Below are 13,398 nucleotides of genomic sequence, written 5' to 3' on the forward strand. Positions count from 1 at the left end.
GCCAGGCCCAGGTCCCTGCCCAACGCCAAAATATTCAGGTTGCTGACAATCAGCAGGGCCACCGCGCAGCCGAGGCTGACCGCCACGGCCAAGACGGCGGCTGCCTCCAGCCCGCTGCGCTCAAGTGAACCGGAAGCCCAATGGCGGAACTGATCGAACACCTCGGTAGGGGCATTGAGGATGAAGATCCCGGTGATCGAGGTCAGCATGATCGACAACCCGGCCCCGGCCAGTACCAGCCGTACCGGGTTGTTCCCGCTGGAGTGGGCCTGGCCGATGATGAACACCGCTATCCCGGCCAGCCCGGCGCCGATAAAGGCAAACCAGACATAGGCCAGTGGCGTGACCACCTGGAACGCCACCGCGCCGATGATCACCGCCAGCGCGGCACCGGCGTTGATCCCCAGCAGGCCCGGTTCAGCCAGCGGGTTGCGCGTCACGGCTTGCATGATCGCCCCGGCCACGCCCAGGGCCAGCCCCGCGAGGATTGCTACCAACGTGCGCGGCACGCGCATTTCGCGCACGATCAGGTGCAAGTCGTTATGCCGGTCGTAATGCCTGAGCGCGTCCAGCACCTGCGCCAGATCAATCGAGCGTGAGCCCAGCGTCAGGCTCAGCACACTCATCAACAACAGCAACGCAACGCCGCCGATCAGCCCCCGGTAACGCTTGCGTTGGCGGGCATCACCGCGTGCGGTGTATTGCAAAGACAATGGCCTCACTCAGTGAAAACTCCGTGCCACGGTGTCGATCATTTGCCGCCCCGAGTAATAGTCGATGCGAAACGAACTGACTCCCAGCGGGTAGACCCGTTTATGGATCACCGCAGGCAGGTTGGCCAGCACTGGATCCGCGAGAAACGCTTGCACGTCGGCGTCATTACCGCCGAGTAAAAACACGCTGTCACCGACAATCGCCCTGGACAGGTTTTCACGGGAAATAAAGCCCACGTCCGAGCTGCGTCGCACTTGCGCGTCCAGCGCCTCGGGCAAACTCGCGACCTTGAAACCCAGCGCCGACAACAGGCGCGCCTGCGGGCTGCTTGGCAGGCCGACCGAGTAACTCCCGGCAATGTTGTAGCCGACCACGCTCACCGGTTCGGCTGGCGGTGTCAGGGTCGCGGCAACTTGCGCGGTGTAGTCGTCGAAGCGCTTGATCGCGTCCTGTGCCTGCTGTTCCAGGCCCGTCACCTTGCCCAACTCAACCGCCATTTGCTGCCAGCTCTGGTTCGAGTAGTTGACCACGGTGGTGTTGATGCCCTGGGCTTGCAGCTCACCCTGATGCTGAATCACGCTGTCGGCCCCGGTGGCAGACAGCACCAGCAGGTCCGGGTCTTGGCCGATCACCGCTTCGATGTCGAACAGCAAATTGCTGTACAGCACCTGCACCCCGCGCTGGTCGGCCACGTCAGCCCATTGCGTGAAAAAGCCCTTGGCGTCAGACAGTCTGCTGGGGGTGGTCGCGGCAGTGGCGATCAAGTGCGCGTTCATGGCCAGCAAGATGCCGGTCACGCTGGGAGTGGTCGAAACGATGCGCCGGGGTGTGTCGGCGGCGTGGACGACACTGGCCAGCAGCAAGGCCGCCAGCGACAACAAGGGCAGGGCGCGCAGTTTAATCATCGGTGCATGGCTCGTTGAGGTGATGGGCAAAGGTCGAGCCGCTGTATTGCTCGCGGAAACGCCCGGCTTGTACCAGACGCGGCATCACCTGTTGCAGAAATAAATGTACGGACTCGACAGCCCCTCCCGGCGCCGCGATAAAGCCGTCGATGGCACCCGAGTCGGCCCATTCAAGGATCTGCTCCACGGCATCATCGACGGTGCCCACCACTTGCCAGTGCGCCGCCGAGATCACTTCCGGGCGTAGCAGCAGTTGGTCAATGGTCAGTGATTCGCGTTCGATCAGGCGTCGCAGCAGGCTGTTGTGGGTACGGCTCCCGGCACTGGGCGGTACTTCAGGCAGGTCTGCCCTGGTCACCAGGCGATCGGCTGCCCAGTTGCTCAGGTCGAGGCCGATCATGTCTTTGATTGAGGCCAGTTTGCGCGTGCGGTCTAGGCGGGCATGGGTTTGCATAAACAGGGCTCGGGCTTCTTCGCGGGTGGCGGCCAGATACAGGCTGAGGCCGGGCAACAAACGAATATCCGCCGGGTTGCGACCGTGGCGCAGGGCGCGTTCAGACAGGTCGCGGCGCAGGTCTTGGGCGGCCTCTATGTCGGGCGTCGGGGCGAACACCAGGTCGGCCACCGAGGCCGCAAAATCGCGACCGGAGTCTGACGCGCCGGCTTGAATCAGCGGGATGCGGGTGTCGGGGAAGGCGGGCAAATTGAGCGGGCCTTTGACCTTGAGGTGCTTGCCGTCATGGTTGATCGGATTGACTTGGGCCACGTCCGCATAACGGCCGCTGGCGCGGTCTATCTGCAAGGCTTCACTGGGGAAGCTGGCCCACAGCGCCTGCACTACCTGGGTGAATTCGGCGGCGCGCTCATAGCGCTCTTCGGCGCTGGGCATGTGTTCCAGGCCAAAATTTTCGTGACCTTGCAGGGCGGTGACGATGTTCCAGCCCGCGCGGCCACGGCTCACCCAGTTCAGCGATTGCAATTGGCGGGCAACCACGTACGGCGGAAAAAAGGTGGTCGAGACGGTGGAGACCAGGCCGATATGCGTGGTTTCCCGGGCGACGGCCGCCAGCAGCACGGTGGGATCGAGGCTGGCAAAGCCCGAGCCGCTGGCAAGCATTTCGGTGGGCATGCTGCTGACGTCCGGGCGGAACACAAAGTCCAGGTGTGCAGCTTCGGCGCGCCGGGCCAGGTCAATGGCGTAATCAGCGGTGAAAATCCCTTCGATGTTGCTGTTTTCGCGTCTCCAGCCGTCGCCGCTCAACCAGGTGGGCGCCAGGGACAGACCGATGTGCAGGTGTTTTTTGCGACTCATGATCAAACCTTTGTGACCTGAATAAAAAGATCGCGAGACAAGCTCGCTCCTACAGGAGGCGGGGGATCAGAACGCGCCCTTGACCCCGATGCCGAACATCCGGGGTGTGGTCATGCTCGCTTCAAGGCCGCCGATGCCACGGTTTTGCTGCATGTAAATGGCGGAGCGGTCGTCGAAGACGTTCTTCACGTAGCCATACAGCTCGACCGCTTCACTGAAGCGATAACTCATGCGCGCATCGGTCAGGGTGTACGAGTCGATGCTCAGGCTCTTGGTGTTGGCGGTGTCGGAGTAGTAGCCGTCGAAATGCCGCACTTGCACCGACAGGTTGGCTTTATCGGTGATGTCCCAGCTCGGGCCAAAGCTCAGGCTGTAACCGGGTGAGCGGGCAAATTCATTGGCCTGATAGGCCTCGTTGCTGGAGATCTTGTCGATGCGGGTGCGCAAGGTGCCGACGCTGCCGCGCAGTTTGAGGGTGTCCAGCACTTGGTAGTCAGCACCCAGCTCAAGCCCGTAGCCATGGGCTTTTTCGGCATTGATGGTGTACGACTGGGCGACGCCGGGCGAGATCACCACCGGGATGTTGTACTGCGCGTCCTTGAAGTCCATATAGAACAGGTTGGCGCTGAGGATCAGCCGGTCATCGAGCAGGTTGGCGCGGGTGAACAGTTCATAGTTCCACACCGATTCTTCCTTGAAGTCCTGCCACTGGCGGGTGCTCAGGTTAAGCGACATGCCGCCCGGGTTGTAGCCACGGCTGACCATCGCGCCGACGGTCCAGTCCGGGGTGGCGGCAAAGGCCAGCGACACTTTGGGCAGAAACGCCGAGAAGGTTTTCTGGTAGTCCAGCGGGCCGGGAGCGAGCACCGAGGTGCCCTGGCGGTCAATGCGGTCTTCCTGATAACGCAGGCCGCTGCTGAGGGTCCAGCGGTCGTTCAGGCGGTAATTCAACTCACCGAAAACGCCGTAGTTTTCCTTGGTGTCATCAAAGCTCGACAGCCCCGACAGCAGCAGGGATTCATCGGATTTGGTGCGGGCCACATACACGCCGCCGACGCCGCTGAATTCGCTGTGCTGGTCACCAAAGGTCAGGCGCGTTTCGTTGGACAGGTTGTTCTGCTTGACGTCGGCGTCGCCCTGGCCGCGAATGCCGGTGTAGCGTTTGACGCTGGAGTGCGAGTACTGCGCCTGGTTGAACAGTTTGAGGCCGTTGTCGAAGTCATAGCTGACATCGAGGATCCCGGTGTTGGTGGTCTGCTCCCACGACGGCATGGTCGTGGTGGTGTGGTCGAGCTTGTGGAAAGGCTCGGAGGCCGCTTCCTGGCTGGGGCGGTTGCTGTCGTTATGGACCAGTGTCAGCTTGGCTTCCAGCCCGGTGATCGAACTGGGCAGCCAGAGCAATTTGGCGCGGGCGTTCAGCGCGCTGAAGTCCTGATCGGTCTTGCCCTTCTGGAAGTTGGGGCTGGTGTAGTCAATAAACGTGTCGCGGGCCGAGTAATCCACCGCCAGACGGCCCGCCAGGTCTTCGCCCATCAGCGGGCCGGAGAGGGCAATCGAGGTGCGTTTGTGGTTGTAGTTGCCGATTTCGGCCTGGTACAGCGCCTCGGGGGTGAAGGTCGGGTTTTTGGTGTTGACGATGATCGCCCCGGCAATCGCGTTGGCCCCTTGCGAGGTGGTTTGCGGCCCGCGGAACACTTCGATGCTGTCCAGATCCCAGACCGACGTCGCGCCAAAGAACATCTCGTTGTAATTCAGGTAATGGCCGTCGAGGTTGATCGTCGCGCGGGGTACGGTGCCGCCCCAGAACACGTTCTGCCCGTTGTTCGGCCCTTGGCTGTCCATCCCGCGAATGACCGGAGCGCCCACGGTGTCGGTGTAGATCACGTTGGGTACGCCCTGGAGCACTTCGTGAACCGTCGAGTCACCGGTTTTTTGCTGGTCGATTTCGCGACCGCTGATGACCGTGACCGAGGAGGCGGTGTTCTTTAACTCACGCTCAAGTTTCTCGCCAGTGACGGTAATCGGCTCGAACACCAGCGATGTTTTCTTCTCGCTGACCACGCTCTCTTCTGCCAGCGCACAGGACGCGCCGAGCAGGGTAGACAAGGTTAAAACGCTGAAACCACGGCTCAGCTTGCGGGATGGATAGGCCTTCAAGAGATGCTCCAAATGAGAATGATCCTCGTTAATGGCGATCCTAGCATGTAGCCATTACGTTCCTCAATAAAGAATTCATTCCTCTATGCGGTATTTGTGGGTGTGTACTACGCTGCTTTTTTTGTCCGCAGTAAGGGACGCTAAAGTCGGTATCATGCGCATCGCCGTTGCGTCATCGCGTCGTCGATGGATGCCTATTGAGAGACTGCTGCGAGACAGTGGCGAGGAGAGGTTATTTGAAGAAGTTGAAGGCCAGCGTGGACGACGAGGCCCCCGAGACCCCGAACGAAAAGCGTTCGGGCACGATTCAGTCGGTGGCCATTGCTGCACGGTTTTTGAATGTGCTGGCCAGCGCTGAGCGCGAACTGGCCTTGGGTGAAGTCGCCCGGCGCACCAGTACCGGCGGTTCCACGACCCATCGCTACCTGCAAAGCCTGGTCAAGGAAGGCCTGGCCAAACAGGACCCGGCCACCGGCCTGTATGACCTCGGCCCGGCGGCGCTGAGCATTGGCATTGGCGCCCTCAAACGTGTGGACGCGGTAGAAATCGCCGCCGCGCAAATGAAAGCCCTGGCCTACCAGCATGCCGCCAGTGGCGGGGTGGCGATCTGGACCGACCGCGGGCCGACGCTGGTGCGCTGGTATCGCAGCGCCTACTTCTCCATCAGCCCTTTGGCCCTGGGCGATATCTTGCCGCTGGACAACACCGCCTGCGGGCTGGTGTTTCAAGCCTTTTTGCCGAAGACCACGATTGATGCAGCGCGCAAGCAACAGCCCGCGCATTTTCGCGGCACGCCGCCAACCAAGGCGGTGCTTGAAGACGTGCGCAGTGCTTGCTGGTCCGAGCTCACCAGCCACCTGCTGTCGAACGTGACCGGGCAGGCCGCTCCAGTGTTTGACGCCCAGGGCGAGCTGGTCTGCGTGATGACCACCGTGGCCGATCTGGGCCAGTTGAAATCGCCCAAAGATCGCCGTGCGCTGTTCCATGCGGCCAACCGGGTCAATCAGTCCACCGGCGGTTTGCCCTGGCAGGGTGGCGAGTAAACCTTAGTCGATGGCCCGGGCCTTGGGCACCACCAGCGGGGTGCCGGTGACCGGGTCAGGAATGATCACCGACGCCAGGCCGAACACCTGCTCGACCAGCGCTTCGGTGAATATTTCACTGGGAGCGCCCTGGTCGACAATCGCACCGTCTTTCATCGCAATGATGTGTGAAGCGTAACGGCAGGCCTGATTCAGATCGTGCAACACGGCGACTATCGTGCGGCCTTCGCGGTTGAGGCGGGCAAGCAGTTCGAGCAGCTCGATCTGGTGGGCAATATCGAGAAACGTGGTGGGTTCATCCAGCAGCAGGATCGGTGTTTCCTGGGCCAGCACCATGGCAATCCACACACGCTGGCGCTGGCCGCCGGACAGTTCGTCCAGCAAGCGGCCGGCCAGTTCCGTGACCTGCGCTGCCGCCATTGCCGCGCTGACGGCCTGCTCGTCAGCCTGCGACCATTGGCGCAAAAAAGACTGATGCGGATAACGCCCACGGGCGACCAGATCGGCCACGGTGATGCCATCGGGTGCCACCGCCGTTTGCGGCAACAAACCGAGGGTGCGGGCAACTTCCTTGGCCGGCAACTGCGTGATGACCTGCTGATCGAGCAACACCTGGCCGCTGGCCGGGGTCAGCAAACGGGACAAGGCGCGTAACAAGGTCGACTTGCCACAGGCGTTGGGGCCGACGATCACGGTGAACGAGCCATCGATAATGCTGACCGAAAGATCGGTCGAAATCGTCCGTTGCTCGTAACGCAGCGTTACGGCATCGGCACGCAAGCGATGGGTCATGGAGAAGAGTTCCTGGCCAGTCAGAAGGGCGGCCAGTATCACAGATGCGGAATTTGTTCCGCAATACGGAAAGTGCGGGGCGATATCAAGATCAAAAGATCGCGCGGCCCGCGATCTTTTGATGTGAACGTTACGCGGCCTTGGTTTTAAGGGCCTCGGCAATGTAATCCGCTTGCCGGATGGCCAGGCTGACAATCGTCAGTGTGGGGTTTTCGGCCGCGCTGGTGGTGAACTGGCTTCCGTCCGAGATAAACAGGTTAGGCACCTCGTGGCTCTGGCCGTGTTTGTTGCACACCCCGTCGGCCTCTTTCAGGCTCATGCGGCAAGTGCCCAAGTTGTGGGTTGAAGGGTAGGGCGGCACGCGGTGGGTTTTCAGCGCGCCCACCGCTTCGTACACCGCGCTGCCTTGTTTGAAGGCGTGCTCGCGCATGGCCAGGTCATTGGGGTGATCGTCGTAGTGCACGTTGGCCACGGGGATGCCCAAGTGGTCCTTGGTGTCACTCAAGGTGATGCGGTTGGTCTCGCGGGGCATGTCTTCACCCACCAGCCACATGCCCGCCAGATGCGTGTAGTTGTCCATCACACGGGTGAAATTCCGGCCCCAGGCGCCCGGATTAAAAAACGCCGCCATAAACGATGGGCCGAGAGAAATGGTCTCCATTTCATAGCCGCCGACAAACCCGCGATCCGGGTTGAAGCGCGACTCGTCACTGATCAGCCCCGCCATGATCGTGCCCCGATAGAAATGCACCGGGTCGTTGAACTCGGCGAATACCGAGCCGGTGGTGTGGCGCATGTAGTGTTTGCCGACCATCCCCGAGCCATTGCCCAGACCGTGGGGAAACATCGCGCTGGACGAGTTGAGCAACAGTCTCGGTGTTTCAATCGCATTGCCGGCAATCGCCACGATACGGCCTTTTTGCCGGTGCAACTGGCCTTGGGCATCGGCATAGACCACGGCATTGGCGCGGCCCTTGGCGTCATGTTCGATGCGCACGGCATGGGCCTGGGTGCGCAAGTCGAGCTTGCCGGTGGCTTCGGCGGCGGGGATTTCGGTATACAGCGTGGACCACTTCGCGCCCATCTTGCAGCCCTGGAAACAGAATCCGAGCTGCATGCATTGTGCTCGCCCGTCACGGCCACGGCTGTTGATTGCCATGTGCCCGGTTGAGCACTCCTTGTAGCCGAGCTTTTTGGCGCCGTTGTACATCACCTGGAAATTGTTGTTGCCCGGTAAGCCGGGGATATCGTGGGTGCGGGTGACGCCCATTTTGTTTTCGGCGCGTTCGTAATAGGGCTCCAGTTCAGCCAGGGTCAAGGGCCAGTCCAGCAGGTTGGCGTCTTTGACATCGCCGTACATCTGGCGCGCGCGAAATTCGTGTTCTTGCAGGCGAATACTGGCACCGGCCCAGTGGGTGGTGGTGCCGCCCACGGTTTTGCAGATCCAGGCGGGCAGGTTGGGGAAGTCTTTGGCGATCTGCCAGGAGCCCGACGTGGTGCGGGTGTCGCCCCAGGACAATTGCGCAAACGAAGGCCATTCATCGTTGATAAAGGTTGCCGGGGATTGCCGTGCACCGGCCTCCAGCAACACCACCGGGATGCCTTTTTGGCACAACTCGTTGGCCAGCGTGCCGCCGCCTGCGCCGGAGCCGATGATGATCACTACCGAATCGTCGTCAAAACTGTAAGTCGTCATGTTCGCTGCTCCTCAAAACGCACTGGGACTGGCATCGGCTGGCGCGGCGGGTAGCCACTTCAGGTCATTGAAGCCGCGCATCAGGTAGCCGCCTTTAGGGAAGGAGGCGCCTTCGTAGCCGAAGTGCTCGTAGGCCAGTTCATTGCTGTACAGCGAGTTGACCGACGTGCCGCGCACCAGCTTGAAAAAGTCGCTGTTCTGGATTTTTTCAAGCAGGGCCACTTGCTGGTGTTCATCCAGGCTCGCCCACTTGCCGCCCGCCAGCGTGTCCAGCTCGGCGAGGCCTTTTTCCAGCTGCGGCAGTATTGAAGGGTCGGCCGATGCGCGCTCATCCAGCGCCTTCACAGCAAAGGCGTAGACAGCGTCTTCCATACGGTCATGGGGATAAATGCGCCGCACCACGAGCAACAATTGCGACGCTGCATCACTGGGGAGTGTGTTCATTTCCATGGCCCAGGTCTGGCTGGGAGCCAGCAGCGCGATGGGGCCGGAACTGAACACGAGGGTGCCTAACAGCAGCCCGCCACTTCCTTGCAGGAAGCGACGACGATTGACCTTTAGGTCTTGCATGAAATGTCTCCTTGTTATTTTTATAGGAGTAACAGTGTCACAGGCAAATCACAGGTCGCGGGTTGGCGGGAGCGGGTGACAGCGGTAAGCCCCTCCAGCCGGACGCCGGTTTAAAGCAATCAGGTGTTTCTATTGATAGTGACCTCCACGTTGCAGCACCTCGATCTTGTAGCCATCGGGGTCCTGGATAAAAAAGAACCGCGCGAGCAGTTCGCCGTCTCTTTTAAATTCTTTGATGGGGGCGGGCGACCACTGCAAGTCGCTGAGGCGCTTGAACTGCTGATCGAGATCATCGACCACGAAGGCGGCGTGCCCGTAGCCCGTGCCGTGGGTGTACTCGGTCTGGCCCTTGTTCCAGGTGAGTTCTATTTCTGCGCCACTCTCGATGTCGCGCAGATAGACCAGTGAGAAGTCGTCAAACTCCAGGCGATGCGACTCGATAAGCCCAAACGCCTGCTGATAGAAATGCATGGATTTTTCGAGATCGCCTACGCGGATCATGGAATGAATAAACTTTGCCATTGCCTCATCCTGCCTTGGAATTCTGGTTCTTGTTATAAGCACATTCCAATGGATCATGAGACCAATTGCAGCGGGGCAGGTAATAGAGGGGTACTACGTTTTGGCATGGAACGATCGATTTAAAGATCGCAGCCTCGCGTTGCTCGGCAGCGGCCACAGATGCGTAGTCGCTGCCGAGCAGCGCGAGGCTGCGTCAAGGTTTACCCCTGCGACTGTTTATACGCCAGCCGGAACGTGTGCAGCAGCGGCTCGGTGTAGCCATTGGGTTGCGCGCACCCTTCAAACACCAACGCGCACGCCGCCTGAAACGCGACCGATTGATCAAAATTTGCCGCCATGGGTGTGTACTGCGGGTCGTCGGCGTTTTGCTGGTCAACCACTCGGGCCATGCGCTGCAAGATTTCGAGGGTTTGCTCACGGCTTATCACGCCATGCAGCAGCCAGTTGGCGATGTGCTGGCTGGAAATACGCAACGTCGCGCGGTCTTCCATCAGGCCCACGTCGTGAATGTCGGGCACTTTGGAGCAACCAATGCCTTGTTCAACCCAGCGCACCACGTAGCCCAGCAAACCCTGAGCATTGTTTTCGACTTCTTCACGGATGGCGTCCGCTGACCATTCGGCCTTGCTCACCACCGGCACGCTGAGCAGTCCTTCAAGCAGGGATTCGCTGACCTCGGCGTAGCGGGTCTGTTCGAGGGTGGTTTGCACGTCGTGTACCGACACCTGGTGGTAATGCAGCGCATGCAGGGTCGCCGCCGTCGGTGAAGGCACCCAGGCGGTGGTGGCACCGGCTTGGGGGTGGGCGATTTTCTGTTGCAGCATGTCGGCCATCCGGTCCGGCATGGCCCACATGCCTTTGCCGATCTGTGCGCGGCCGCGCAAGTTGCAGTCAAGCCCCACCAGCACGTTGTTGCGCTCGTAAGCGGCAATCCACGGCGTGCCTTTCATGTCGCCCTTGCGCAGCATCGCCCCGGCTTGCATGGCGCTGTGGATTTCGTCGCCGGTGCGGTCGAGAAAGCCGGTGTTGATGAACGCCACCCGTGACGCGGCGGCGCCAATGCAGGCCTTGAGGTTGACGCTGGTGCGCCGCTCTTCGTCCATGATGCCCATTTTCAGGGTGTGGCGTTGGAGCTGCAGAAGGTCTTCGATCCGGCTGAACAACTGCTCGGCGAAGGCTACTTCGGCCGGGCCATGCATTTTCGGTTTGACGATGTACACGCTGCCAGCGCGGGAGTTGCCCCGGCGTTGCAGGTCATGCACGGCGATCAGGCTGGTGATGACGCCGTCGAGAATCCCTTCGGGAATTTCCAGGCCCTGATTGTCGAGGATCGCCGGGTTGGTCATCAGGTGCCCGACGTTGCGGATAAACAGCAACGAGCGCCCCGGCAGCGTCAGCGGCGAGCCGTCGGTGCCGGTGTATTCGCGGTCGGGGTTGAGGCGTCGGGTGATGGTTTTGCCGTTTTTGACCAGGTCTTCTTTAAGGTCGCCCTTCATCAGGCCCAGCCAGTTGCGATAGACCTGCACCTTGTCGTCTGCGTCTACCGCCGCTACCGAGTCTTCACAGTCGATGATGGTCGAGAGTGCGGCCTCCATCAGCAGGTCTTTGACCCCTGCGGCGTCCGACTGGCCGATGACGCTGTGGCGGTCGATCTGGATTTCAACGTGCAGGTCATTGTGCTTGAGCACAATGGCCGTCGGCTCGGCGGGCGCACCCTGATAACAAAGGTATTGGGCAGCGTTGGCCAAACCGCTCTGGCTGCCATCTTTGAGGCTGACCCGCAGGGTTTTGCCTTCAATCTGGTAGCGCGTGGCATCCACGTGCGAGCCCTTTTGCAGCGGGAACGCCTGATCCAGAAACGCCCGGGCAAACGCAATCACTTTGGCCCCGCGCAGCGGGTTGTAGGCGCGACCCGCTTCTGCGCCGCCGTCGCTGGCGATCACATCGGTGCCATAGAGCGCGTCGTACAGCGAACCCCAGCGGGCATTGGCCGCATTCAGGGCGTAGCGCGCATTGGCGGCAGGCACCACCAACTGTGGCCCGGCCTGTGTGCTGATTTCGCTGTCGACGTTGGCCGTGTTGACCTTGACCTGCTCCGGTTGCGCCTGCAGGTAGCCAATGCCGCTGAGGAAGTTGCGGTACGCCGCCATGTCGGTGATCGGGCCGGGATGCGCGCGGTGCCAGGTGTCCAGCTCGCCTTGCAGGCGATCACGCTCGGCCAACAGGGCGCGGTTGATCGGTGCCAGTTCGTGCACCAGCCCGGCGAAACCGCTCCAGAATGCTTGCGTATCCAGCCCGGTGCCAGGCAGCACGTCATGTTCAATGAAGTGGTGCAGCACGGGTGCAACCTTGAGGCCGTGGCAGTTAATGAAATCGCTCACTGTTATCTCTCCTTCAGTTCGGTTTATTTGAGGCTGTGCGCGCCAGCTTTGGCGACTTGCGCGTCTTGCACGGAGGTGACCCCGGACACGCCAATGGCTCCGATGACCTGGCCGTCGACGATGATCGGCACGCCGCCTTCAAGGGAGGTCAGCAACGGCGCGGACAAAAACGCATGGCGGCCGCCATTGACCATGTCTTCGTAGCCTTTGGACTCGCGGCGGCCCAGGGCTGAGGTGCGGGCTTTTTCGGTGGCGATGTAGGCGCTGATCGGTGCGCACTCATCGAGCCGCTCCAGTGCCAGCGGGTGGCCGCCGTCATCGACAATCGCGATGCTCACGGCCCATTGGTTGTTCTGCGCCTCGCTGCGGGCAGCCTTGAGAATCTGCTGGACTTCGGTCTGGCTCAATACGGCTTTGCTTTTCATGACAGGTCTCAAGTGAGTTGGGGGTTAAGGCAATGCCGCTTCGACCAGCTCGATCCAGTGCCGCACCGGGGTGCGTCCGGCACCGTTAAGGTGGGTCTGGCAGCCGATATTGGCGGTGATGATGACCTCGGGTTTGCCGCTTTCCAGCGCGTTCAACTTGTTATCGCGCAGTTGCCGCGACAATTCGGGTTGGGTCAGCGAATAAGTGCCTGCCGAGCCGCAGCACAAATGGCTGTCTGGCACCGCAGTGAGGTTGAAACCCAAGCGGGTGAGGACGGATTCCACCGCGCCGCCGAGCTTTTGTGCGTGCTGCAAGGTGCACGGGCAATGGAAGGCCACCCGCTGGCTGCTGCTGATGGCAAGGGTTTCCAGAGGCTCGTTGCGCAACACCTCAACCAGGTCCTTGGCCAGGGCACTGACCTTTTTGGCCTTGTCGGCATACGCCGGATCGCTGCTCAGCAAGTGCCCGTATTCTTTGATAAAGGCCCCGCAGCCGCTGGCGGTTTGCACGATGGCTTCGGCGCCTTGTTCAATGCTTGGCCACCAGGCGTCGATGTTGCGCCGGGCCCGGTTCAGGCCCGCGGCTTGTGCGTCGAGGTGGTAATCCACGGCGCCACAACAACCGGCCTCACGGCCTGGCGTGATGCTGATGCCCAGCCGGTCCAGCACGCGGGCGGTGGCCGCGTTGGTGTTAGGCGACAAGCCGGGTTGCACGCAGCCTTCGAGCATCAATACCTGACGGGCATGACGGCGGGTCGGGCGTGCTTTGGCAGGCTCGACGTTGTGTGGCAGCTTGCTTTGCAAGGTCGCGGGCAACACGGCGCGAAACACCTGACCGCTGCCCAGCAACCCTTTAAACAGGCCCGGTTTGGGCACCACGG

The 13,398-nt window shown here is 61.2% G+C and carries 12 protein-coding genes; 1 reads left to right on the forward strand and 11 read right to left on the reverse strand.

Features of this window, described 5'->3' with window-relative positions; all coding sequences use genetic code 11:
- From GHO25_RS24045 to GHO25_RS24060, 4 genes are all read right to left on the reverse strand, one after another.
- The coding region (locus tag GHO25_RS24045; RefSeq protein ID WP_153392908.1) for an iron ABC transporter permease at window positions 1-626 on the reverse strand (626 nt) is incomplete at its 3' end.
- Between the two features lie 96 nt (window positions 627-722).
- A complete protein-coding gene (fepB, locus tag GHO25_RS24050; protein ID WP_153392896.1) occupies window positions 723-1,619 on the reverse strand; it encodes a Fe2+-enterobactin ABC transporter substrate-binding protein in 897 nt (298 codons plus the stop codon).
- A complete protein-coding gene (locus GHO25_RS24055; RefSeq protein ID WP_048386954.1) occupies window positions 1,612-2,931 on the reverse strand; it encodes an NtaA/DmoA family FMN-dependent monooxygenase in 1,320 nt (439 codons plus the stop codon). Before GHO25_RS24055 ends, fepB begins: the two co-directional genes overlap by 8 nt.
- Before the next feature lie 66 nt (window positions 2,932-2,997).
- Window positions 2,998-5,088 carry a TonB-dependent receptor gene (locus GHO25_RS24060; protein WP_153392899.1) on the reverse strand — a complete coding sequence of 697 codons (2,091 nt, stop codon included), beginning with the start codon at window positions 5,086-5,088 and terminating at the stop codon, window positions 2,998-3,000.
- A gap of 257 nt (window positions 5,089-5,345) precedes the next feature.
- On the opposite strand from GHO25_RS24060, the gene GHO25_RS24065 reads away from it, so the two are divergent.
- A complete protein-coding gene (locus tag GHO25_RS24065; protein ID WP_088500384.1) occupies window positions 5,346-6,131 on the forward strand; it encodes an IclR family transcriptional regulator in 786 nt (261 codons plus the stop codon).
- 3 nt (window positions 6,132-6,134) lie between these two features.
- Here GHO25_RS24065 and GHO25_RS24070 read toward each other — a convergent pair whose 3' ends face one another.
- The 7 genes from GHO25_RS24070 to glcF form a co-directional block, all read right to left on the reverse strand.
- Entirely contained in the window at window positions 6,135-6,923 is a 789-nt protein-coding gene (locus GHO25_RS24070) for an ABC transporter ATP-binding protein (protein ID WP_048386960.1), read from the reverse strand.
- Between the two features lie 130 nt (window positions 6,924-7,053).
- On the reverse strand, window positions 7,054-8,619 hold the full coding sequence (locus GHO25_RS24075; RefSeq protein ID WP_153392902.1) for a GMC family oxidoreductase: 1,566 nt from the start codon (window positions 8,617-8,619) through the stop codon (window positions 7,054-7,056).
- A 12-nt stretch (window positions 8,620-8,631) separates the two neighbouring features.
- A complete protein-coding gene (locus GHO25_RS24080) occupies window positions 8,632-9,189 on the reverse strand; it encodes a tat (twin-arginine translocation) pathway signal sequence (protein ID WP_153331789.1) in 558 nt (185 codons plus the stop codon).
- Between the two features lie 129 nt (window positions 9,190-9,318).
- Window positions 9,319-9,711, reverse strand: a complete 393-nt coding sequence (locus GHO25_RS24085; RefSeq protein ID WP_123751484.1) for a VOC family protein — start codon at window positions 9,709-9,711, stop codon at window positions 9,319-9,321.
- Between the two features lie 200 nt (window positions 9,712-9,911).
- Window positions 9,912-12,092 carry a malate synthase G gene (locus GHO25_RS24090; RefSeq protein WP_178110210.1) on the reverse strand — a complete coding sequence of 727 codons (2,181 nt, stop codon included), beginning with the start codon at window positions 12,090-12,092 and terminating at the stop codon, window positions 9,912-9,914.
- A 23-nt stretch (window positions 12,093-12,115) separates the two neighbouring features.
- Window positions 12,116-12,517, reverse strand: a complete 402-nt coding sequence (locus GHO25_RS24095; RefSeq protein ID WP_048386971.1) for a heme-binding protein — start codon at window positions 12,515-12,517, stop codon at window positions 12,116-12,118.
- Between the two features lie 24 nt (window positions 12,518-12,541).
- The coding region (gene glcF, locus GHO25_RS24100) for a glycolate oxidase subunit GlcF (protein WP_153392905.1) at window positions 12,542-13,398 on the reverse strand (857 nt) is incomplete at its 5' end.

The organism is Pseudomonas sp. FSL R10-1350, assembly GCF_009600525.1.
GTDB classification, from domain to species: Bacteria; Pseudomonadota; Gammaproteobacteria; order Pseudomonadales; family Pseudomonadaceae; genus Aquipseudomonas; species Aquipseudomonas helleri.

Bases quoted from the DNA above. Each gene is read 5' to 3' on its own strand.
- fepB (WP_153392896.1), bottom strand. From the start codon at position 1,619: ATGATTAAACTGCGCGCCCTGCCCTTGTTGTCGCTGGCGGCCTTGCTG.
- GHO25_RS24055 (WP_048386954.1), bottom strand. From the start codon at position 2,931: ATGAGTCGCAAAAAACACCTGCACATCGGTCTGTCCCTGGCGCCCACC.
- GHO25_RS24070 (WP_048386960.1), bottom strand. From the start codon at position 6,923: ATGACCCATCGCTTGCGTGCCGATGCCGTAACGCTGCGTTACGAGCAA.
- GHO25_RS24075 (WP_153392902.1), bottom strand. From the start codon at position 8,619: ATGACGACTTACAGTTTTGACGACGATTCGGTAGTGATCATCATCGGC.
- GHO25_RS24080 (WP_153331789.1), bottom strand. From the start codon at position 9,189: ATGCAAGACCTAAAGGTCAATCGTCGTCGCTTCCTGCAAGGAAGTGGC.
- GHO25_RS24085 (WP_123751484.1), bottom strand. From the start codon at position 9,711: ATGGCAAAGTTTATTCATTCCATGATCCGCGTAGGCGATCTCGAAAAA.
- GHO25_RS24095 (WP_048386971.1), bottom strand. From the start codon at position 12,517: ATGAAAAGCAAAGCCGTATTGAGCCAGACCGAAGTCCAGCAGATTCTC.